The sequence below is a fragment of the Thermostichus sp. MS-CIW-23 genome, assembly GCF_054059455.1.
The window spans coordinates 1-20,180 of the sequence record NZ_JBSSCC010000031.1 but is presented as its reverse complement, the minus strand read 5'-3'; the positions used below and the strand labels follow the sequence as shown (position 1 = coordinate 20,180).

The following is a 20,180-nucleotide window of genomic DNA, read 5'->3' as shown; positions in this document are numbered from 1 at the left end:
CTCCACCATGGCCAGAGTTTGCATAATTACCACTGTTCGGGATCCAGGCGTGTGCTTGGAGTCGTTCATTCGCTATCACCTTGCCCTTGGAATTGCCCATATTTATATCTTCTTTGACGATCCAGAGGATCCCGCTATTCAGGTGGCACTTCAGTTTTCCGATGTAACGGCTATTCCCAACGATGAAGCTTTGCAAGTCCAACAAGCATTGGGGAATGTTCTCTACCCAAAATATGGCCCTCATGTTGGCTATGAGGTCATGGCTCGTCAGATCCTTAACGTAGAAACGGCTATACAACTTGCCCTGGATCAGGGCATGGACTGGATTCTTCATATTGATGGAGATGAGCTTTTTTATCCTGGCCAGATGATGGCTTTGGATTGGTTTGATCAAGTAAGCGACGATATATTCCAGGTTACGTTCCTAAACCACGAAGCAGCTCCTGAAGTATTTGAAGTCGAGGACTATTTTCGCGATGTCACTCTATTTAAGAAAAACCCTGCTGCCTTAGAGCCAGGACTCTGTACTGAGTTTCAGAGAGTTTCCGGCAAGAGTCAATACTTTTTAGCTTATCAAAATGGAAAGTCAGCAGCTCGGATCCATCCCACTCTCTTACCCAATAGCGTACATAGCTTTGATATTCCAGAATGTCATACCTTGGTAACATCATTCCCCTCTATTTTACACTACTTAAACTGCGGCTTTCAAAACTACTATAAAAAGTATGCTCAACTGGGAAACTTTCCCGACTACTGGTGGCGCTCAAAGTCTAATCCTATTCGGGTTCCCTTTCACTTGGCCTCACGGGACGCTTATTGCTCAGGAGATAGAACTTGCATGGCAGCTCTTTATCAAGAGTTCATACTTTACAGCAGTCCTGAAACCAACCAGAACCTCATCGAAAAGGGTATTCTTACTCGCATCTCCTACCCATCACAGTTACTGTCCTCGCTCTAGTTCACTGGTTTAGCCTAGAGCCCTTGCCTACTCTTGAGGGAGACTGGAGCAACTGAAATAAAAAAGCTCCCCACAGGGAGCCACGGAGTACATAAAGTAGAGATAGAAACTAGTCAAAGACGTTGCAGCTCTTACCAACAAAGGTAGACAGAGTAGCCACAGCTGTCTCCTGTGATCCCAGCCCAATGGTGCATTGAATTCTGTTGCCAGAAGCGTTAACGTAGCGGCTTGCACCCGTGACAGCAGTGGTGTCCCAGCGCATCCCCTGAGGCGCAGTAGAAGAAGTAACGGTGGCCACTGGTGTTTCGTAATTGGGAGCGCTCCACGGGTCATTCATAAACTTATCGCCCCTAGCGCCGCAGGAATCAGCCCCACTAGTGGTAGGACATCCGAACTGAATTCTGGTGTAGGTGTTCGGGTACACGCCAACATCTAGGCGATAGACTTCAGAACCACGACCCACTGCCGTGAGAGCTGCTTGAGCTTCAGCAGTGCGGGAGCGGCGCACTTGGTTTAAGAACTGCGGGATTGCCACTGCAGACAGCACACCCACAATTACAATCACCACCAACAGCTCAATCAGGGTGAAGCCCTTGGCTTTGGAGAGAATTTGCTGAGCCAGTTTGGCCCGCAACAGAGACTGACGAGACTTTGCGCTCATGAGTACCAGATCCTTTAGCAAACTAGAGAGTTAACTGTGCAGCTCACCTGCTAGTGCTAACTTACCCCGCTCAAGGGCGATTCATAACAGCCTGCTCCCTGGCGCAATTGCGGATTTTTGCCAGATGAGCCTGACACAGGTCAGTGGTTTAGCTGAGCCGGCCTCAGCATGGCAGATTAAGACTAGCACTGATACATTTACGCTGAACACTGCTGAACATCACTGTTCAACTATGCAGCGATAGCATTCTGTTTGTTTCCATTCGCGTTAGCGGGACGAAGTCCAAACAGAATGGCGGTATCCCGCAAAGCTTTGAGTAGAATACCCAAAGCGCAGTTTCCGTGTCGTCTTACTACCAATTTTCTGCTTTGCTTTGGCTACCATGTTGGCAGACTCGAAAGTAAACAGAAAGATCAACTGGTAGTAATCCGTACTGAACATATTATACATTATTTTCAGTATAGTTGAGCTTATTATTGACTAGAGTCATGCTCTTCCTTCAGCCTATGAACCCTACGCTGCAAGCCCGGATCCTAGAAGCCAAGCAACTGCTTCAGCAGTCTCCCGATGCTTTTGTGGAGTGGTTGGTGGCTTTTTACCGAGAGCAAGGCGCAAAGGATTGGCGGGAGTTCCTGTGGGGTTTCTTTGACCTCTCCTCAGCCAATGATTTGGCTTCCCCCTCTGAGCCAGAGGCAATTACCTTGTCAGCGCTGGAGCAGGCCTTGGCTGCTGGCCAGCTGAGCCTTGCTTACCAGCTCTACACGCCTCTGGTGAGGGCAGGGATCCTGTCCCAGGAGAAAGTCTTGGATTTGTTACTATCCCTCGCAGGCCGTCTAGAAAATAGCCCCACGCAGGATCCACAGCAGCGTCTTCAGGCTTGTCTAAAGCTGCGGGAGATGGCCTTTGAGCTGGATCCAAGCCGGCGGGACAACACCCAAGTTTTGCTGATGCGGGCCCTGCAAGCTGAGGATGAGCTGGCAGTTGGCTTTTATGGGCAAGCCCTACTGGAGAGCCTAGGCGGCGAGAAGAGCCTCGATATTACTCAGGAGCCACTCCTTACTGAATTGCTCGCGCGGCTATGGGATGACGGCTACCTGAGCTTGTTTTTTGAGGTGGCCACAGCTTTACAAGCTCGTCTTTTGGAGGACCAGAAATCCGGATTTGCTGCTTTGCTGGCCCAGCTAGCCAATGCGGTGGATCCCGAGCAGGCGAAGCGCTATGAAGGTTTGTGGACGATAGAGGACTTAATCGGTGACTTTTTTCAGAGGGCAGCCCGCGCCTTCTTCCAGAACTCTACCAGTGATGGCTATTCCATTTTAGGAGAAGCTCTCATCACGGCGGCCGAGAGCTCACAGGTGCAAGAGAACTTTACTCTTCGTCTATCCCTTCTATCAGAATCGCTGGAAAAGTTGATCCATGCTACCCAGCCAGAACGGATAAACCTTGTTATCCAGAAAATCATAGACTTAATTTTATCGAGGGAAGCCGACTTAGGATCACTAAGAATTAACGATGAAAATCTACTCGAGAGTCTAACGATTGCTAAAGCCATTCTGTTTCGAGTTTGCTTTTGTTGGAGTTATCTAACTGACGATCGCTCTCTGATTCGTCATTACCAACAAATTGGTGGTAGAATCTTTAACGACTGCCTAAGCTTAATGGCTTCTCAGCGAGACTTTCTTTGGTCGGAATATTGGCAGAAGAATCAGCAAGACTACTGCGGATCTGGCAGAACTAAGCGAAAGCTGAGGGTAGGCTTTCTGGGTAACTGCTTTCATCGGCACTCGGTTGGCTTTCTCAGTGAGGCTACTCTCAGGAACCTATCTCGCGATCTTCTGGACGTTGTCTACTACTACTACCAGGGGTGGAAAAATGAAGATATGGCCAGTCATGACAATATGTATCAAAAGTTTCGCTCTCACGAAAATCTCCATTTTCGCTTTTTTCCAGGAGAAACCAAGCCGCCTCAAGTAGCTGCTCAAGCGCGTGAGGATCGCATCGATATCATGGTTTTTATGGACTCCCTTACCAGTCACGATGCCAGCATCGTAGCAGCTTTGCGGGCCGCTCCTATCCAAATTGGTTGGCTTGGCGGAGATGCTGTCGGTTTGCCGGAATTTGATTACTTTTTCGCCGATCCCTATATCCTTCCTGAAGATGCACAGGCCGATTACCATGAAAAAATTATCCGCTTGCCTAGCTACTGTGCTGTGGACTATCTGGACGTCCTGCCCGCTGATGAGATAGATTTCAGAGCTAAGCTGAGAATCGATCCGCAAGATATTGTTCTTCTAACTGCGGCCAGTGCCTACAAGCGCACCCCTGAATGCATTGATGCTCACCTGCAGATTCTAAAAGCCGTACCTAACGGTATCCTAATTGTCAAAGGCTCAGGGGAAATTGCCACAGTTATCAGGCGTTACCAGGAAAGAGCTAAGGAATTGGATGTTTTGGATCGCGTCCGTTTTCTAGCTCAAGCAAGCAGCGTGGAAGAGCACCGGGGCCAACTAGCTTTGGTGGATCTTGTTCTCGATACCTTTCCCTACACAGGCGCAACCCACACTATGGAAGCCCTCTACATGGGCGTGCCAGTTCTCACCTTGGTAGGTCGCCATTACTATGGTCGAATGAGCTATAGCTTACTTAGGAATATAGGTCTTGATGACTGTATTACCTGGTCAGTTGAAGAATTTATTGAGCGAGGAATCCAGCTGGCTAACAATCCAGAGCGACTGGCCAAGGCCAAACAGACTATTCGAGAGTCCTACAGTAAGTCGATCATCTGGGATCCAAAACGTTTGGCTATGGCTATTGAAAAAACCTATTTTGATCTGGCTCATAAACATCAGATTATCGACCAGGTTCCTCCTCTAGACGGGGGTGAACCTAGACTCCAGGTCAGTCAGCGTATCCGCCTTCATATAGGGGGAAAAGATCCCCATCCAGACTGGAAGATCCTAGACATCCAACCAAGAGAGTACGTGGATTACGTTGGCAACGCTATGGATCTCAGTCAATTTGAAGACAACTCCGTAGAAGCCATCTACGCCTCCCACGTTCTGGAGCACTTCGACTATGTGCGAGAATTGCCTGTTGTTCTCAAAGAGTGGCATCGAGTTTTACATTTCGGTGGCCAGTTAATGATTAGTGTTCCTGACTTACCTACTCTTTGTCACCTTTATATAGAGGAAGGAGCTTCCGCCGAGCAGCGATTTAGTATTATGCGCATGATGTTTGGTGGACAGACAGATGAGTATGACTATCACAAAGTTGGTCTCTCGTGGGAATATCTGTTCATGTTGCTGACTCAGGCAGGCTTTCGGATTATCCGCAAGGTAGATCGGTTCGGCTTATTTAATGACTGTAGTGAAATGGTTGTTTTCGGTAAACCTGTTAGTCTAAACATAATTGCGACCAAGTAAATTAAATTAAAATAAAAAAAGTTGTCTGGTTCTAGGCAATTCCTATCTCCCTAACTATCTTTTGGTATGAAATCAGTAGTTATTATCACCGCAGCCGACTCCAAGTTCTTCGATCTAGTGCAGGGAACTGTTCTTTCCATCCGAGGTAAGGAGCAGGGTAAATCTGTTGAGATAGGCTTCTTCGATTTGGGCTGTACCCCTGAGCAAGTAGACTGGCTTTCAAAACACGTCAATTACATTGTTGAGCCGGATTGGAACTATAACTTTGCTGGAGTTGAGAGTGTGCCTTCTTATCTGCGGGGATTACTAGCTCGGCCCCGGCTACGTAGGTACTTTCCAGACTATGAAGTTTATATTTGGATTGACGCAGATGCTTGGGTTCAGGATTGGTTCGGGATTGACTTGCTCATCCAGCGAAGCAAAAAGCGAGGGCTAGCTATTGTTCCGGAGATTGACCGAGGGAATAGATTACTCTATGGCCCAAAAGATTACCTAATTGATCTTAGTGAAGCTTACAGATACCACTTTCCCAGTCTGAGTGTCGAGGACTTACATACGTACCCCCTCCTTAATGCTGGTGTTTTTGCAATGTCCTATACTGCCAAGCACTGGGATCTTTGGGACTTTCGGCTTTCTCAAGCTTTAGCTAGAAGACCTTCTATCATAACCGATCAACTCGCTCTAAATGTAGCGGTCTATCTAGATGGGCTACTTAAGGAAACAGAACTTCTACCTGCCTATTGCAATTGGACTTGTCACTACGGACTGCCAAAATGGGATCCAAGGCAAAACCTACTTGTTGAGCCTTACCTACCTCACACTCCTATTTCTATCATACACCTAACCAGCCATAGTAAAAGAGAGGGAAGGCATGTACTATTGACCACTGAAGATGAGAAAATTGAAATGAGCTTAAAGTTTAGCGATGCCTCGCTGGAACACCAGAAGCAAAGCTTGACGCCTGCTTCCGCAGAGCAACTGAGTTTTACTACTTTAGGGATTTATCTAAGCCAGATTAATCTAGCTCTTTTTCCCGATTGGGATCCAAATCTTCGGGAATCAGTTACTGCAAGCTTGGAGCCTTTACTAAAGTCTATTCTGCTTAGTTCCAATCCTCAGCATTACGCTTTGATCGTGTCTGCAGAGCCAGACTACGGGATGGCGGAGTCAGTTCTGGAAGCCGCAGCAGCTAACGTTACTATCGAGCTTATGGATTTGGGACACGAGTTAAGTGTTGAGCCGTCTATTTCTTTGGTTAAAACTCTTAACTCTGAGCAGTGGAAGCGACTACTGGCTCGGGTTGATTACTACTACCCCCTTACTCACGAGCGAATCCCCGCAGGGATCCAGCCTGCCCTGGATAAGCTGCCCCGCTTCGAGTTTCCTACTGGTTAGAGCCCTGAGGTGATAAAGAAAAGTTAACCGGAAGAGCGTAGCAACTGCATCAGCTGCTGGGGCGTCATCTGCTCGTAGGGCTCAAAGGGCTGGTGGATCCAAGGGTTATCCGGCAAATAGTCCACATAGTAGTCGGGTTGATAGACGGAGGCGGCCTTGTACCACAGTACGCCGGTGCGGATCTCCTCGATGTAGAAGCCGTAGTGGTGCTTGAGCCAGTGGACAGAGCGCTTTAGGGTCATGCCAGAGTCTGCCAGATCGTCCACCAACAGCACGTGGCTGCCCAGGTTGGCGGTGGTCATGGCTAGATCCCGCGAGAAGGTCAGTTGCCCCCGCTGGCGGTTACCGGGCCCAGAGTAGGAAGAGGCTGAGAGAATAGCCAGGGGCAGGTCGAAAAGACGGGCCAAGGTATCGCCGATGCGCAGCCCCCCCTTGGCAATACAGACGATTTGGTTAAATTCCCACCCGCTTTCGTAGACTTTGACGGCCAACTCCTCGATTTTGCGGTGGTAGTCGGCCCAGGTGATGGAAATTTCGTGCAAGGGATCCCCCTCTACCCATCTAGAGTGCTCAGTTTAATAATGACGCTTCTCCCCTCGACTAGGGACTAGCTTTCTTTCAGAGGGATCACCTTCACCCAATGGGCATAGACGGGATCCCGATTTTCGGTAATTGCCGTCAGCTTCTGCCGCAACTGCTCGGTGATGGGGCGGGAGGGGGGCAGGACATACTGCTCAATCTGGCGGATGGGCGTAATCTTGGCAGCAGTGCCGGTTAAAAAGGCCTCGTCAGCAATCAATAGCTCCGATTTGTCAACGGGCCGTTCTTGGGTAGGGATCCCCAGGTCGCGGGCCAGGGTGAGGACACTGTCGCGGGTGATCCCTTCCAGGATGTCTTGGTCGAAGCTGGGGGTAATCAGCACGCCATTGCGCACGATGAAGATGTTCATGCCCGAGGCTTCGCTCACTTTGCCCTGGGAGTTCATCAAAATGGCCTCGTCATAGCCAGCCTGCGCCGCCTCGGTTTTGGCCAAAGAGGAAGTGATGTAGGCGCCGGTGATCTTGCCCCGCAATGGTAGGCTGCGATCCTCTTGCCGGGCCCAAGAGCTGATGCGGCAACTGACTCCCTCTGGCGAGAGGTAGTCCCCCAGTTCCAAGCCGTACACGAAAAAGTCTTTCTCAATGTTGTGCAGCCGCGGCGAGATGCCTAGGTCGGAGGTGTACACCAAGGGGCGGATGTAGAAAGACGTGGAGGGACGGTTTTTTCGGATCAGCTCGACGATCACCTGCTCAATCCGTTCAGCAGGGAGATCAAAACAGAGCAGGCGGGCGCTTTGACTCAGTCGTCGGCAATGGCGATCCAGACGGAACACCAGAACTTGATCCGGGTTTTGCGGATCAGGGATCCCGCGTAGGCCGCCGAACGCCGCTGTCCCGTAGTGCAGAGCATGGGTGGCAATGGAGATCTTCGCCTCAGCAAAGGGGACAATCTGGCCCTGAAAGTAGGCGTAGGGCAGAAAATCTGGCATGGTCGGCACCCACCGGGGTAGGAATGAGAGGTAGGAATATTATCACCGATTCGTGCAGTGCCGGGAGCTGATACATTTACGCCGAACACTGCTGAGCATTACTGCTCAGCGGTGAAGCGATAGCATTCTGTCCGTTTCCGAACAGAAAGGCGGTATCCCGCAAAGCTCTGAGCATAACACCCAGAGCGCCTTGCCAATCTCGTGGTAGCCTATGGTTGCACTTTGGGCATCTAAACACCTTTGCGCCACCCAACTTAGTGTGGATGTGCCCGCACTTGGTACAGGTTTTACTGGTGTACGCTTCCGATACTTCCACGACAACCACGTTTTTCTTTTGGGCTTGAAATTTCAGGAACTGCTTGAACCGATAGTGCGCCCAGGTGAGCATCGCCCTCGCCGTCTTGCTACCAAACTTCCTCCCCGCCTTGGCAACCATCTTGGCTGACTCGAAAGTGGGGAGAAATATCAATCGGTAGTTATCCGTTAGGAACGCCGCTACCTTGCGATGGCACTCGTCCACCAAGTTCCTGATTCTCTCCCGCAGACGAAACGCCGCTTGCCGCATTCGCCTACGCTTGAGTCTCGGTGCTCTGCTCAGCCTAGATTGCAGGTCGTCTAGGTGGTAGCACAGCCGAGCGATTCTACCAAAGTCCCCCTTGGCAATATTTACAAAACCTGCCCCATCAAACCCTGTGAAGAAGCTTCTTACTCCAGGGTCAAGCGCAACAACCCCCTTTGCTAACGAACACTGCTCGTTCACGGGCTCAGGGAAGATGGCATACCATCTGTCTTTCACCCGCATTAGCTCAGTTCCGCGTGCCCATTCTCTGGGCATCTCCTCGGATGCACGGAACGCCAGGCCTCGGGTGAGTTTCGGATACCACGTTCCATTGCGAAAGTTGCCGGCGTTGAATTGCAGCGTATGCGACCTGTCTCGCACACTGCGAAACCTCGCGTCTTTGCTTCGGCGAAACGCCAACCACGCCTCGACGACCGCGTTCTGCTTGATGTGGCAGGGGGCGTCCTTCACCCACCCGGGCAGGTCGGAGCGCAGGATGATGTCCCGCAGCTTTCTGGCCGTTTTTGGGGCGCCATGCTGACGCTGATAGGCAATCGCTTGGTTGTAGCAGTACCGGCACGCCGCTTGCCACCGCTTCCAAACTTTAGCCAGCGCCAGCTCTGGATAAATCCGTATCTTTCTCGATTGCAGCCCGATATTTTCTGAGTCCGTAGAGCCGACTGCTGAAGCAGTGCAGGATGGCGAGGATATCCTCAACCAGTTCCTGTTGAGGAGAAAGGTGATCGTCATCGAGAACCAAGACTTCGCACCCGTATTGATGGCAGTACCACTCAACGAACTCAAATCCAAACCGGCAGAGTCGATCCCGATGAGCGACCACAATTGTTCCGACATCTCCCGCACGAACTCGTTCCAATAAGGCAAGGAACTTTGGTCTTTTGAAGTCGAGACCGCCGCCAACCTCTCCGACCACTTCGGCTCCAGGATAGAGGTTAACCAGTCTTGCAATCTGTCTCTCCAAGTCTGGTTTCTGCTCTCGGCTGCTGACTCGGGCGTACAAAACGACTCGTTTGATTTTTTTTGGCGTTTTGATGTAGCTGTCGAGGTCATACCTTCTCGCCCTACCGGATGGTGTACGTATTGCCTTGATCCAGCCTTTCTGTTCCCATCGCCTCAAAGTGTGGAGACACACCCCAAAATAATCCGCCGCTTCTCTCGGTTTTACATACCTAGCCATACCAAGCAGCCATACTGAACATACTGTACATTATTTTCAGTATAGTCCAGCGTATCATTGACTAGAGTCATGCTCCCCCGCAGCAGCGTTGTTTAGCCAGTCAGTTTCCGAGAGGGTTGGATTGGAGAAGCAAACAGTTCGTAGCTGAAGAGGGGCCGAGCAACTACACCCTATGACGCAAAGGGGGTGAACTCCTTGTGAAGGCAGCAATGCTCCTTGTGGCAAGGCTTCTTTGGTCTCAGGGTGGTAGGGTAAGGAGGTGGTTGCTCAAGCAGCTGTAAATAAAGCCTGCAAAACTTTCGATTGCTGCCTTACTTTTGCTTGGCATTTTGTCCCCCGCTAGCCCGATGCTGTCGACGGGTGGGAGCCGGAGGGCTGCTTTTGCCCAATCTTCTGCTCCGCCTATCCCCATTGAGGAAGCCATTCAGATCGCTCGATCTGCCGTGCCCAATGCCGTGATCAAAAAATGATCAAAAAAGATGAGTTGGAGCTTAAACATGGGCGCCTAGTTTGGGAAGTGAAATTTACCAACGACATTAAAGTCAAGATCGACGCCACTACCGGTGACATTGTCGATATCGACGACTAGCACTCAGGAGGTGCCCTTGCCTAGGCGGGGGTGAGCGTTGCCGGAAAAGGTTGTAGCTGTTACTGCTTGATGAATGAGAACTGCGAAAGCCGGGGATCCCTTGCATTTTGGGCATGGAGAGGGCGTCATCGATAGTTGACGGATAGCTGAAACCAGTTCGACTGCCGGCCGAGGACAGGTGGCCGAGTCAGTCTGAGCTAGAATGCTGTCTATCCGTCTTGCTGCTCCCCCTGATGGACGACCCCCCTTTAGCCTCGACGGCTGCTTTCCCCAACACCGAGCTTTCGTGGGGAGATGCGTCGCTTAGTCTCCTTTGGGTCATCGGTCTTCTAGTCATCAACGCTTTCTTTGTCGCAGTCGAGTTTTCCTTGGTATCGGCGCGGCGCTCCCGCATGGTGCAGTTGGCCAGCGAAGGGAACCGGCAGGCAGCTCTTGTGCAAAAAGCCCAGGAACAACTGGAATATGCCCTCTCCACCACCCAGTTGGGCATTACCCTGGCCAGTGTGTTGTTGGGCTGGATTGGGGCTACGCAAGTGGCGCCGACGCTGTTTCTGGCCTTGAGGCAGTTGGCTTGGCTTCAGAACCTGGATCCGGCCCTTGTTCGAGGGGTGGCAGTGGTGTTGGTGTTTTCGCTGCTCACCTATTTTCAGATCGTGGTAGGGGAGCTGATCCCGAAGACTCTGGCCATTCTCTATTCGGAGCCGATTGCGCTGCAACTAGCCTGGCTCAACCGCTTGGTAAGCCGCTTCTTGCATCCTTTTGTCGAGCTGCTCCGCTTCTCCTCCCGCTGTGTGCTGCGCATCTTGGGCGTCCGCATCCCCGAGGCCACTTCCTTTTACAGCACCATGACGGTGGAGGAGCTGCAACTGTTGATCGCTTCCTCGGTGGAGTCGGGCAACATTGAGGCGGAAGAGCGAGAGCTGTTGAGCAACATCTTCGAGTTTGGCGAGACGGTGGCCAGCGAGGTGATGATCCCGCGTACCAGCATCGACGCGGTGCCGGAAACTGCAACGGTGCAAGAGGTGCTGGCCGAGGTGGCCGAATCAGGACACTCCCGTTACCCGGTCTACGGCGAGTCTTTGGATGACATCCGCGGGCTGATCCACGTTAAGGAGTTGATCGGCCAGTTGGCCAAGGGATCCATAGATTTGCACAGCCCCATCACCAACTTCATCCGCGAGGCCCACTTTGAGCCGGAGAACAAGCCGATTGCCGAACTGTTGCCCGAAATGAGGCAGCACCACTGGCCGATGGTGGTAGTGGTGGATGAGTTTGGCGGCACGGCGGGCCTGATCACCATTCAAGACTTGGTGGAGGAGATTGTCGGCAAGCTCTCCGATGGCCCGGATCCCAACACCAAGGAGCCGGACATTCAAGAACTCGACGAAAATACCTTGCTCATCCAGGCTCAGTTGGATGTTGAAGAGATCAACGAGCGCTGTGGACTCAACCTGCCTCTGCACGAGGATTACCAAACGCTGGGGGGCTTTCTGATTTACCACATGCAGAAGATCCCACGTGCTGGGGAAAAGTTCACCTACCAAGAGATGGAGTTTCAGGTGGTGCGCATGGAGGGGCCACGGGTGGATCGGGTGAAGGTAGCCCGCCGCCCCGGCACTCCGGCAAACTCCCTACCGCTGCTCCCCCCAGCGCAAACGGCAAAAACCCGTCCATAAGCCCGCTAGGAGAGCATTAGGTCCTTGCCTTGACCACTTTCAGGGTCTGCAGGCGCACATCCTCTGGGCCGTTGATAAAGCCGCCTGCCTCATGCACCAACAGCAGATAGTTCACCGCCTCTTGAGTCACCTCTTCTCCCGGCACCAAAATCGGGATCCCAGGTGGATAGGGGGAGATGATCTCGGCGCAGATATGGCCCACTGCTTCTTGGAAAGGCACCCGCTGAATGGGAGCAAAAAAAGCCTCCCGGGGTGATAGCCGTTGTGGTGGCAAGCAAGGACGGGGCAGTTGTGCCAGCCGCTGCATTTTTTCCATTGCCGCTCTGGATGGGCGGGATCCCTGAAAATGTTGCGACAGGGCGGCGAAACTTTCCACCAGGCGGTCAATGTCTCGCTGGGTATTGCCGATGCTGACAATGAAGACCACATTGTGCAGGGTGGACATCTCCGGCTGCACGTGGAAGTGATCGTTAACCCAGTCGTGAGCATCGAAGCCGAACAACCCCAGCTCTGTCACCGTTACCGTGAGACGGGTGCGGTCGAAATCGAAAAAACCAGGGGTGGAGCCGATACGCTCTGGGCCAAAACAGCGCAAGCCGGGGATGCGGTTGAGACGGGCGCGGGCTTGATCTGCCAAAGCCAAGGCTTGGCCCAGCAGGGCTTCTCCCTCCAGTGCCATCTGCCGCCGTGCCACATCCAGCGACATCATCAGCACATAGCTGGGACTGGTCGATTGCAGCAGTTGCAGAATGTTGCGCACCCGGTTGGGGTCAATACGGGATCCCTGCAGGTGGAGCATCGAGGCTTGCGTCATGCCGGAGATCACCTTGTGGGTGGACTGCACCACCAGATCCGCACCGGCTTCCAAGGCTGAAATGGGCAATTCCGAATGAAACCCAAAATGGGGCCCGTGGGCCTCGTCCACCAATAGCGGTAGGCCATGGGCATGGGCGATGGAGGCCAAAGCCTGCACATCGCAGCAGACCCCGTAGTAGGTGGGGCTGACTACCAAAACGCCTTTGGCATCGGGATGCTCCGCCAAGGCCCCCTCCAAACCGGCTGGGGTAATCCCGTGGGCAATGCCCAGCTCCGGGTCAAAATCCGGCTCGATATAGGCCGGCACCGCCCCAGAGAGGATCACCCCGGCAATGGCGGATTTGTGGCAGTTGCGCGGCAAGAGGATCTTGTCTCCCGGATCGCACACCGCCATCACCAGTGTTTCCACGCCACAGGTGGAACCGTTGACCAAAAACCAACTGCGATCCGCTCCATAAGCTGCTGCCGCCAGCTCCTGGGCCTCTCGGATCACCCCATCGGGGTCGTGGAGGTTGTCCACCTCTGGCAGCTCGGTCAGATCTGCCCGGAAGACGTTCTCTCCCAAAAAGGTCCGCAAGTCGGCAGGGATCCCACGTCCCTGTTTGTGGCCTGGCGTGTGAAAAGGAGCTTTGTCCAAGCTGCAATAGTGGCGGATGGCCTCAAACAGAGGTGCTCGCTCTTGGGCTTTGCGATCCAGCGAGCGCAAGCAACGAGAGGTTTTGGACAGATTGGACAGAACCACAGACCACTCCTCAACACACCAGGTGGGCATTTTGTGATTATCCATCCCAATGGAGGCTAAGTCCACCGCCGGCGCTTTTCCTGCTAGCCTGGGTTTTCAGGTGGCCTTTCTTCCTCTCCTGTATGTTTGAAAAACTGCCCTTCCCCGTCAGTACCCTCGTTTTGTTGGCCGGCGTTGCCGCCACGGCTTGGGGCTTTGCCCACTACAACGATCCCACCCTCAATCTCATTGGCCTGTTTGCCGGGATCCCCTTGCTGTTGGGAGGGATAACCATGAAGGTAGTGGAACTCAAGCCGGTACCTGCCCTGGCCGCCCCTTCTCTCGAGGTGATCCAAGCCCGCGCCCAGCAGGCCACGGAAATTCAAAAGCAAGTCCGCGCCGATATCACCAAATATAGCTACGGGGCCAATGCTCACCTGGAGGATGCCCTGGAGTTTCTGGGTCTGCGCGGCCCTCTGGAAGCAGATCTGCCCAAGGTGAGAGGGTACAGAGAAGAACTGCGGGATGGCCGGTATACCTTGGTGCTTCTGTTCGATTCCCCCAAGGTTCCCTTCCAACAATGGCAGGAAAGCTACCAGAAAAAAATGCAAGGCTTCTTTGGCCGAGATGTGGAGGTGCAACTGGGGCAGCCCCAAGAAAATCAGGTGGAATTGGCGCTTGTTGCCCGAGGTGGATCCCTGACCACCTGAGCAAGGCTTAACCTTCCACCTCATCTGTCAGTTTCACGACTTTTTCACGGGTCGGCTCTTAGAATCAGAGCATCTCATAGGGAAGGTGTGTTGAGGACTGAAACACTAGAGGAAGGATAACCAGGGATCCCATTGGCTGGGATCCCTATTTTTTTCCATCGAGGGGGCGGGAAAGAATTAACGGGATCCCTCTCTGAGCAGCACAAGGATAACCCCGGCAATGATGCTAATCGTGGCTCCTGCGATCAAGCTGGTTGCCAGCCGCTCTAGCCGCTCCCCAACCGATTGAGCAGTGTCGAACTTGAAGCCCAACTTATCGACATCGGCGGAAAGTTTGCTGACACTTTGGGAGAGGTTATCCACCCTGTCGGTCAGGCTATCTACTCGGTTAGTCAGGTTGTCTACTCGATCCGTGAGGTTATCCACCTGCTCGGTCAAGCTATCCACCCGGTGAGACAACCCATCGACGCGCCCCAGCACTTCCCTCTGCTGGTTCACCAAAACTTCTACAACACGCTCAATCCGGTCTAGCCGATCCTCTGTGGGGGTTGTCATCAAATTGATCTCGTAGGTTCCTAATCTTAAAGTAAACAAACGAGCAAGGGATCTTTGTTGGTAAAGACTCTCCAGCCCATCAGGCTAACTCTTATGGGCCTCAGCCGCTTGATCCTGAATAATCCAGGTACGCAGGATTTGAATTTCATCAGCGCTCAAGTGACCTAGGCGATCCATGCCGGTGCCGTTGCGACGAATATAGGCCAATTCTGGGGATCCACTGCGTCCGATAAAAGATCCGGGAGACTCTCCCTGGGGATCACTCACAGGAACCCTGGGCGTAGGTTCAGCTCCTTCCCTGCCCTGCGACAACAAACTCAGGGCATCCACTCCCCCCCCATTCAAACGGATCCCTGCAGCTCGCTGGATGACAGCATGACGAGCTAACCAACGCGGTTTGAGCAACTCGCTATTTTCCGATCCCGGCGTTACATAACGCATCACCGCAGCATAACTATCTAAAGGGCTGCGCCGCATCCGACCGGCCTGCTGATGACAACCTACACAACTGGCTTCTAGCAAGGGCTTAATATCTCGCTGGTAACTGTACTGAGGCTCGGTGCGGAAAGTCAATTCTATGGGCTTTTGTAAATCCAGCTCTTTGGCTGCAGGCAAGAGTATTCTGTAATCTGTGCTGTAGCTGAGTAGCTGTAAAGGCTGAAAGATCAGCTCGTTTCCCTGAATGTCAAAGGCCACCTCCACAGGGGGCTGGATCCCGAAGGCTAGACCTGTTATTCCGGCTGGAAGCTGTCGATCAAAACGCAGATGGATATTTTGGTCAATTGGGATCCCTCTTTGGCCATTGGAAGGATTGCTGGAGACCAATGTAATTCCATTTGCAAAGGGAGCAGTAGATTCTACCTGGGCTTGCTGCAGCGGTGCTCGCGGCTGTAAAAGAGCCAACGCATCAGGATAGAAAATGGTATGCTGCTCCAATTGAGCGGGGGAGGGGTTTTGCTGCCAAACGCTGCGAGGCATTCGCACGGTAAATAGAGGGGCTTGCCGATCCCCGGCTTGTCCCAGTACCTCCAAGGTGATCTGCTCCGGCTGCGGCTGCGCTTGGAATTGTTGCGCCAAAGCTCGCCAAACCAAAGGGCGTGATTGCTCGACTAGCTGTGGATAGCTCTGACCCTGGACTGGTAGAGAAAGGCGATGGGTTTGCGACCACCCTGTGTCAATCGAAGCCAGCGCCCCAGCCAGAGCCAAGCTTAGCAGCAGGGATCCCAGTCTCAACCAAAATCGGCAAGAAAAGCTTGACCTTAGCATTTAAACCAAGATGTCTTTATAGGAAGGTAACTAGCTCAACAGGAAGAAAGCGGCTTGCAGCGATAAAGATTTTCCTTCAGTCCTCCAAAATTGTCGGCGTAATTAGGACTACAATTTCAGTTCTCTCATTTATCGTATTTTGCCTACGAAAAAGAGAACCCAGCAGAGGAATCTCAGAAAGCAGTGGAACCCTGTCAACAGATACTCGATCCTCCTCTCGTATCAAGCCTCCCAAAAATAGGGTTTCTCTGTCTTTCAGTCTGGTTTGCAAAGTTCCAACAGAACGCTGGTTCAGCAAGCTAATTACGGTGCCATCTGCCAAAATAACTTGGCTACCGATGGATGAAATCTGAGGAATGAGATTTAACGTAACATAGCCATTATCGTCAATCCTAACATTTTGAATAAGCAAGTTAACTCCTGCGTTTCCCTTCTCGAAAACAACTACTGACTGGCCTGTTGCGGGATCCGTTTGTATTCTCCTGTTGGTAATGACTTCTTGGCCAACCACAACAGCCGCACCGGTGTTGTTGGCAACGACTACTTTTGGATCGGCCAATATCTTAGCTGTCCCCGAAGCAATAGATGCATCTATACGAGCTGCAAGAGACTGCTGGAGCCGGTTTAAAGTATTAAATACAAGTGAGCCCCCAGTTGCTGGAGCCGGAACCGAACCAACGTTAGGAACTGAGGATCCCTCGGGTTGGCTAAGAGGAGTTCCACCAAAGGTGGTATTATCTCCAGAACCCAGCGCAAAGTTTCCAGATGCACCACCTAATGCAACTCCTAAGTCAGAGTTGTCGTTAAGGTTAATCTCGATAAACCTGGCGCTAATCAAGACCTGTCGACTTCTGAGATCAATTTGGGCAAGATATGCTGCTATTACGTCATGTTGGGTAGGTGTGGCAACAATAGTCAGTGAATTCGTTCTTGGATCTGCTTGAATGGCCGATTCCTGAGCCAAAGGAATGTTTGATGCTTCCAAAATGGCTAGAATTCTGCTTCTAATTTCACTCGGAGTAACACCTAGCTGCCTAGCCGTGATTTCAGTTGTTCCACCTCCACCTGCGGCACCGGCAGCAGTTAAATCAAAGTTTTGGATCTCCTCTTCGATTCTCAGTTGATTGAGTCTGTACGTCCTGACGATCTGCTGGCCAACCCCAGGGAGTGTAGTACCAATGAAAACTGTTTGCCCTACGCGAGACGCTTGAAGCTCCTTCAGGCGCAAAATAAAGTTAAATGTTTCTTGTAGAGGTGAATCAGCCACATCTAAGGAAATCGTCAGGTCTGGAGGGACGTCATTGAGAACTACGTTCAGTCCAGCTCGACGCACCAGCAGACTCAACACATCACCCACAGGGGCATCCTTGAGGGTTAAGGTAATTGTGGCATTTGAACCCAAGTCAACTGGAGGGGGAGCCGGAATAATATTGCCGACAGCAAGATCTCCGGCCGGAGGAGCCACTGCTCGACCTTGAAACGGAGACGCACTGGGATCAGTAGCTCTCGAAGGCAGCTGAGGTTGGTTGAGCTGGCCCACAGGGGGGACCTGAGAAATCACGGGTGCAGCAGGAACAGCAGGTGCAGGAGGAGCCGCTTGAGTTGTCTGCGGAGGGGCAGGGTTTTGAGCGACCGGTTGGGAGGCAGGGGCAGGAGCTGCGGGCTGAGGAACAGGAGCCACGGGCTGAGGTCGGTTTAGTGACGCCGGTTGGCCGGGCGCTACTGGGTTGGACGAGGGTTGAGGGGGAACCGCCGCTAGGGGAGCCAGTGGGGCAGAGGGTAGGCCCTCAAAGTCGAAGACCAACTGCGTCGGGCTGCGCCGAGCCAGCAAGCCTTGGGGAGCTGCGGCCACACCGGCTATTTCTATCCGCACGCTGTCGTTGCTCAACTGGCGGGCCTCAATGAAGCGCACCCCCGGCAGGGGAGACTCTTGGCGATAGCGGCCCTGGCTTCCGCTCAATTGAGCATTGGTGATGTCCCCGATCCAAGATTGTCCCTGCTGGGTAAAGAACACCTGTGGGCGAGCGCCCCCTTCGGTGTTGATCTCCAACTGCATGCGGTTGCCGTTGGGCACCAGGCGGATATCTGTGATGCGGCTGAGGCGTTGCGGGTTTGCGGAGGTCAACTGTTGAGCGGCTGCCTCATTGACCCGGCTTTCTAAGGCCAATGGGGGCAGGGACAGGATCAAGCCCAACGCACACCCATAAGCAACTCGACAGTTCATCATCCTCACACCTCACTCCTTCACCCAGTCGTATTCTTGCTTCACCTCGCCACGGGTGCCTTTGGCCTCGTTCACCCCGTGCTTCCCTAATCAAAGCCGAAATCTCGGACTTTGCCACTACCTGTAGCCGTTTCGGAAGAAATTTTTCCCAGATCTTCGATTCGGCAACACTATCCGTGCTGAACCGGCGGTTGTTCCCGTCTTCTGAAAACCAGAGGGGATCCCGCACTGGCAGGATCCCCCCCTGAGTCAAGGCATGGCTGGGCTACTGACCGGGTGCCGTTTGCCCTTCAGGTGGAGGAGCAGTGCCCAACGGAACGTCTTTGTTGTAGATGTAGGCAATCAAATCAAAAGCAGCGTCCAGTTCCCCTGTGTCTTGAACAGGATTTAAGCTGATGTTGCTCACCCGGAACAGCGTGCGCAGACGCTCTATATCTCCCATCAGATTGATCAGCTCCGTATAGGGGCCACGCAGAGCGACACGGGTGGTCTGCACTTGGATGGCGGGAGCGATGATCCCAGGCACTTCCGGATTGGCCGAAGACGCTGGAGTCAGTGGAGAAGGGCTAAAGCTGCGCAGCTCGCTGTTGGGCTGCCCTCGCACCAGCCGGTTGAGATCCAGCAGTTGCGTGTCGGCATTCTCGGGGGTGGAGAGCAGGGCACTGATCTGTTCCCGCTCCACGCGAGCTCTCTCGACCTGATTGGGCACATCTTGCAAACTGGCAATCTGGCTCTTTATGTCCTGCAACTGGGTGGTTTTGTTGGCTACCTCCCTTTCCAAAGCCTGTACCTCCTCGATCAAGGGGCGAAGTTGGGTGAAGGCCAGAAACCCCGCCGCGGCTAACCCTGTGATCCCGATTAAAAGACCAATTCGAATGGGGGTCAGCTCCACGCCCAGCAGTACCGGCGGCCCTGCCGGGGAAACCACCAGTTGTTCGTCGGGAAAACCTTCAACCGATCCAGTCATCAGTTCGCCTCCACTCGACGCAAAATGCGGATCTTTTCAACCAAGCCTATCGCTCCCCGCTGCTCCAGCTCGCGGGTAAATTCTGGGTCGGGATCCCCCAGGGTGCGGATGGTTACGGTTATGCCGTAGGTGACGCTGGGCTCGGTTAGGTCTGTGCCGTCCACCCGGGAGCTGCTGTTCAGGACGGCGCTGGTAACAAAGTTGGAATCCAGCAGGGTGAGCAAAAAGTCGTTCACCAGGGGAAAGTCCAGCGCCCCTCCTTGGATATTGACGGTATCCCCGGAAGCGCTGATGTTGGTTATCCATACCCCCTGGCCGGGGATCTTGCGCCGCAGCTCTTCCAAGATGGCCGACCAAGGCTGGACGGATCTCAGAAAGGAGCGGAACCCTTCCGTTTGGGCGCGAATGGTTTGCAGCTCTTGATTGGCATTCTGCAGCTGGGACAACTCAGCATTGGCTGTGCTGAGCTCACTGTCAAGGCGAGCCCGCTCCGCCCTCAAGGTTTCTCTCTGGCGGGAAAAGCTGTCTTGGAAATACCAAAAAGCTCCCATCGCTACAGCAGCAACAGCAACCCCCAGGCCAATGGCCGGGATCCAATTCTGGGATCCCTCTGCAGCCTCAGCTGCGACTACTGCTCCCCCACCTGTTCGAGCTGTGGTGAGGACATCCGGCCTTTCTTTGAGGAAATTGATCTCCGGTGTGTACATCTCTTTAACCGCCTTGTGCGCTATTCCATCGGTTGGGCGAGCTTGCGCTGCCTGCTGCCGCTACTTGGTGTCTTCCCGTAACGCCAACCCCAGGGCCACTCCCATTGCTGGGCGTTCCTCCAGGGGCAGTTCCAGTAAACTACCCGACCCTGACTGCTTCGCAGTACAGGGCGGGCTTTCGGTAGCCCTGCAGTTGGCAAGCCAACCACGAACCTCTAGGCTGGTTTA

The 20,180-nt window shown here is 53.0% G+C and carries 18 protein-coding genes; 7 read left to right on the top strand and 11 right to left on the bottom strand.

Features of this window, described 5'->3' with window-relative positions; genetic code table 11:
- Window positions 1-7: 7 nt before the first annotated feature.
- Entirely contained in the window at window positions 8-958 is a 951-nt protein-coding gene (locus ACVW0B_RS10890; RefSeq protein WP_414408289.1) for a glycosyltransferase family 2 protein, read from the top strand.
- 109 nt (window positions 959-1,067) lie between these two features.
- On the opposite strand, the gene ACVW0B_RS10885 is transcribed toward ACVW0B_RS10890, so the two are convergent.
- Entirely contained in the window at window positions 1,068-1,619 is a 552-nt protein-coding gene (locus ACVW0B_RS10885) for a type IV pilin protein (RefSeq protein ID WP_457491664.1), read from the bottom strand.
- Window positions 1,620-2,125: 506 nt separating this feature from the next.
- Here ACVW0B_RS10885 and ACVW0B_RS10880 point away from each other — a divergent pair.
- Together ACVW0B_RS10880 and ACVW0B_RS10875 are read left to right on the top strand one after the other, a co-directional pair.
- Complete coding sequence (locus ACVW0B_RS10880) at window positions 2,126-5,041, top strand: O-linked N-acetylglucosamine transferase family protein (protein WP_457491663.1); 2,916 nt, start codon at window positions 2,126-2,128, stop codon at window positions 5,039-5,041.
- 66 nt (window positions 5,042-5,107) lie between these two features.
- Window positions 5,108-6,436 (top strand): hypothetical protein, encoded by a 1,329-nt coding sequence (locus ACVW0B_RS10875; RefSeq protein ID WP_414329087.1) that lies wholly within the window; start codon window positions 5,108-5,110, stop codon window positions 6,434-6,436.
- A 23-nt stretch (window positions 6,437-6,459) separates the two neighbouring features.
- Here ACVW0B_RS10875 and ACVW0B_RS10870 read toward each other — a convergent pair whose 3' ends face one another.
- The 4 genes from ACVW0B_RS10870 to ACVW0B_RS10855 form a co-directional block, all read right to left on the bottom strand.
- On the bottom strand, window positions 6,460-6,978 hold the full coding sequence (locus ACVW0B_RS10870; protein WP_414329088.1) for a phosphoribosyltransferase: 519 nt from the start codon (window positions 6,976-6,978) through the stop codon (window positions 6,460-6,462).
- 65 nt (window positions 6,979-7,043) lie between these two features.
- Complete coding sequence (locus ACVW0B_RS10865) at window positions 7,044-7,964, bottom strand: branched-chain amino acid transaminase (RefSeq protein ID WP_011432133.1); 921 nt, start codon at window positions 7,962-7,964, stop codon at window positions 7,044-7,046.
- 76 nt (window positions 7,965-8,040) lie between these two features.
- Window positions 8,041-9,240, bottom strand: coding sequence for an RNA-guided endonuclease InsQ/TnpB family protein (locus ACVW0B_RS10860; RefSeq protein WP_457491676.1), 1,200 nt, complete (start codon window positions 9,238-9,240; stop codon window positions 8,041-8,043).
- Window positions 9,128-9,721 carry an IS607 family transposase gene (locus ACVW0B_RS10855; protein ID WP_457491662.1) on the bottom strand — a complete coding sequence of 198 codons (594 nt, stop codon included), beginning with the start codon at window positions 9,719-9,721 and terminating at the stop codon, window positions 9,128-9,130. The genes ACVW0B_RS10860 and ACVW0B_RS10855 overlap by 113 nt, the downstream gene beginning before the upstream one ends.
- A gap of 466 nt (window positions 9,722-10,187) precedes the next feature.
- Here ACVW0B_RS10855 and ACVW0B_RS10850 point away from each other — a divergent pair, with 466 nt between their 5' ends.
- Both ACVW0B_RS10850 and ACVW0B_RS10845 read left to right on the top strand, forming a co-directional pair.
- Entirely contained in the window at window positions 10,188-10,310 is a 123-nt protein-coding gene (locus ACVW0B_RS10850; protein WP_414417568.1) for a PepSY domain-containing protein, read from the top strand.
- Between the two features lie 233 nt (window positions 10,311-10,543).
- Window positions 10,544-11,986, top strand: coding sequence for a hemolysin family protein (locus ACVW0B_RS10845; RefSeq protein ID WP_457491661.1), 1,443 nt, complete (start codon window positions 10,544-10,546; stop codon window positions 11,984-11,986).
- Between the two features lie 16 nt (window positions 11,987-12,002).
- On the opposite strand, the gene ACVW0B_RS10840 is transcribed toward ACVW0B_RS10845, so the two are convergent.
- On the bottom strand, window positions 12,003-13,544 hold the full coding sequence (locus tag ACVW0B_RS10840) for an aminotransferase class I/II-fold pyridoxal phosphate-dependent enzyme (RefSeq protein ID WP_457491660.1): 1,542 nt from the start codon (window positions 13,542-13,544) through the stop codon (window positions 12,003-12,005).
- Between the two features lie 122 nt (window positions 13,545-13,666).
- Between ACVW0B_RS10840 and ACVW0B_RS10835 the strand changes: the two genes are divergently transcribed.
- Entirely contained in the window at window positions 13,667-14,233 is a 567-nt protein-coding gene (locus ACVW0B_RS10835; RefSeq protein ID WP_414350587.1) for a DUF2854 domain-containing protein, read from the top strand.
- A 177-nt stretch (window positions 14,234-14,410) separates the two neighbouring features.
- On the opposite strand, the gene ACVW0B_RS10830 is transcribed toward ACVW0B_RS10835, so the two are convergent.
- From ACVW0B_RS10830 to ACVW0B_RS10820, 3 genes are all read right to left on the bottom strand, one after another.
- A complete protein-coding gene (locus tag ACVW0B_RS10830) occupies window positions 14,411-14,788 on the bottom strand; it encodes a hypothetical protein (protein WP_414329093.1) in 378 nt (125 codons plus the stop codon).
- A gap of 84 nt (window positions 14,789-14,872) precedes the next feature.
- On the bottom strand, window positions 14,873-15,880 hold the full coding sequence (locus ACVW0B_RS10825; protein WP_457491659.1) for an Ig-like domain-containing protein: 1,008 nt from the start codon (window positions 15,878-15,880) through the stop codon (window positions 14,873-14,875).
- A 250-nt stretch (window positions 15,881-16,130) separates the two neighbouring features.
- Window positions 16,131-18,098, bottom strand: a complete 1,968-nt coding sequence (locus ACVW0B_RS10820) for an AMIN domain-containing protein (RefSeq protein ID WP_457491675.1) — start codon at window positions 18,096-18,098, stop codon at window positions 16,131-16,133.
- Here ACVW0B_RS10820 and ACVW0B_RS10815 point away from each other — a divergent pair.
- Window positions 17,985-18,215, top strand: a complete 231-nt coding sequence (locus tag ACVW0B_RS10815) for a hypothetical protein (RefSeq protein WP_414343508.1) — start codon at window positions 17,985-17,987, stop codon at window positions 18,213-18,215. The genes ACVW0B_RS10820 and ACVW0B_RS10815 overlap by 114 nt on opposite strands.
- 328 nt (window positions 18,216-18,543) lie before the next feature.
- Here the strand turns inward: ACVW0B_RS10815 and ACVW0B_RS10810 are convergent, their stop codons facing one another.
- Together ACVW0B_RS10810 and ACVW0B_RS10805 are read right to left on the bottom strand one after the other, a co-directional pair.
- Entirely contained in the window at window positions 18,544-19,245 is a 702-nt protein-coding gene (locus ACVW0B_RS10810) for a hypothetical protein (protein ID WP_457491658.1), read from the bottom strand.
- Window positions 19,245-19,952: a PilN domain-containing protein gene (locus ACVW0B_RS10805; protein ID WP_414329097.1), complete on the bottom strand. Its 708-nt coding sequence runs from the start codon at window positions 19,950-19,952 to the stop codon at window positions 19,245-19,247. The genes ACVW0B_RS10810 and ACVW0B_RS10805 overlap by 1 nt, the downstream gene beginning before the upstream one ends.
- Between the last annotated feature and the right edge of the window lie 228 nt (window positions 19,953-20,180).

Bases quoted from the DNA above. Each gene is read 5' to 3' on its own strand.
- ACVW0B_RS10890 (WP_414408289.1), top strand. From the start codon at position 8: ATGGCCAGAGTTTGCATAATTACCACTGTTCGGGATCCAGGCGTGTGC.
- ACVW0B_RS10885 (WP_457491664.1), bottom strand. From the start codon at position 1,619: ATGAGCGCAAAGTCTCGTCAGTCTCTGTTGCGGGCCAAACTGGCTCAG.
- ACVW0B_RS10880 (WP_457491663.1), top strand. From the start codon at position 2,126: ATGAACCCTACGCTGCAAGCCCGGATCCTAGAAGCCAAGCAACTGCTT.
- ACVW0B_RS10875 (WP_414329087.1), top strand. From the start codon at position 5,108: ATGAAATCAGTAGTTATTATCACCGCAGCCGACTCCAAGTTCTTCGAT.
- ACVW0B_RS10865 (WP_011432133.1), bottom strand. From the start codon at position 7,964: ATGCCAGATTTTCTGCCCTACGCCTACTTTCAGGGCCAGATTGTCCCC.
- ACVW0B_RS10855 (WP_457491662.1), bottom strand. From the start codon at position 9,721: ATGGCTAGGTATGTAAAACCGAGAGAAGCGGCGGATTATTTTGGGGTG.
- ACVW0B_RS10850 (WP_414417568.1), top strand. From the start codon at position 10,188: ATGATCAAAAAAGATGAGTTGGAGCTTAAACATGGGCGCCTAGTTTGG.
- ACVW0B_RS10845 (WP_457491661.1), top strand. From the start codon at position 10,544: ATGGACGACCCCCCTTTAGCCTCGACGGCTGCTTTCCCCAACACCGAG.
- ACVW0B_RS10835 (WP_414350587.1), top strand. From the start codon at position 13,667: ATGTTTGAAAAACTGCCCTTCCCCGTCAGTACCCTCGTTTTGTTGGCC.
- ACVW0B_RS10830 (WP_414329093.1), bottom strand. From the start codon at position 14,788: ATGACAACCCCCACAGAGGATCGGCTAGACCGGATTGAGCGTGTTGTA.
- ACVW0B_RS10810 (WP_457491658.1), bottom strand. From the start codon at position 19,245: ATGACTGGATCGGTTGAAGGTTTTCCCGACGAACAACTGGTGGTTTCC.
- ACVW0B_RS10805 (WP_414329097.1), bottom strand. From the start codon at position 19,952: ATGTACACACCGGAGATCAATTTCCTCAAAGAAAGGCCGGATGTCCTC.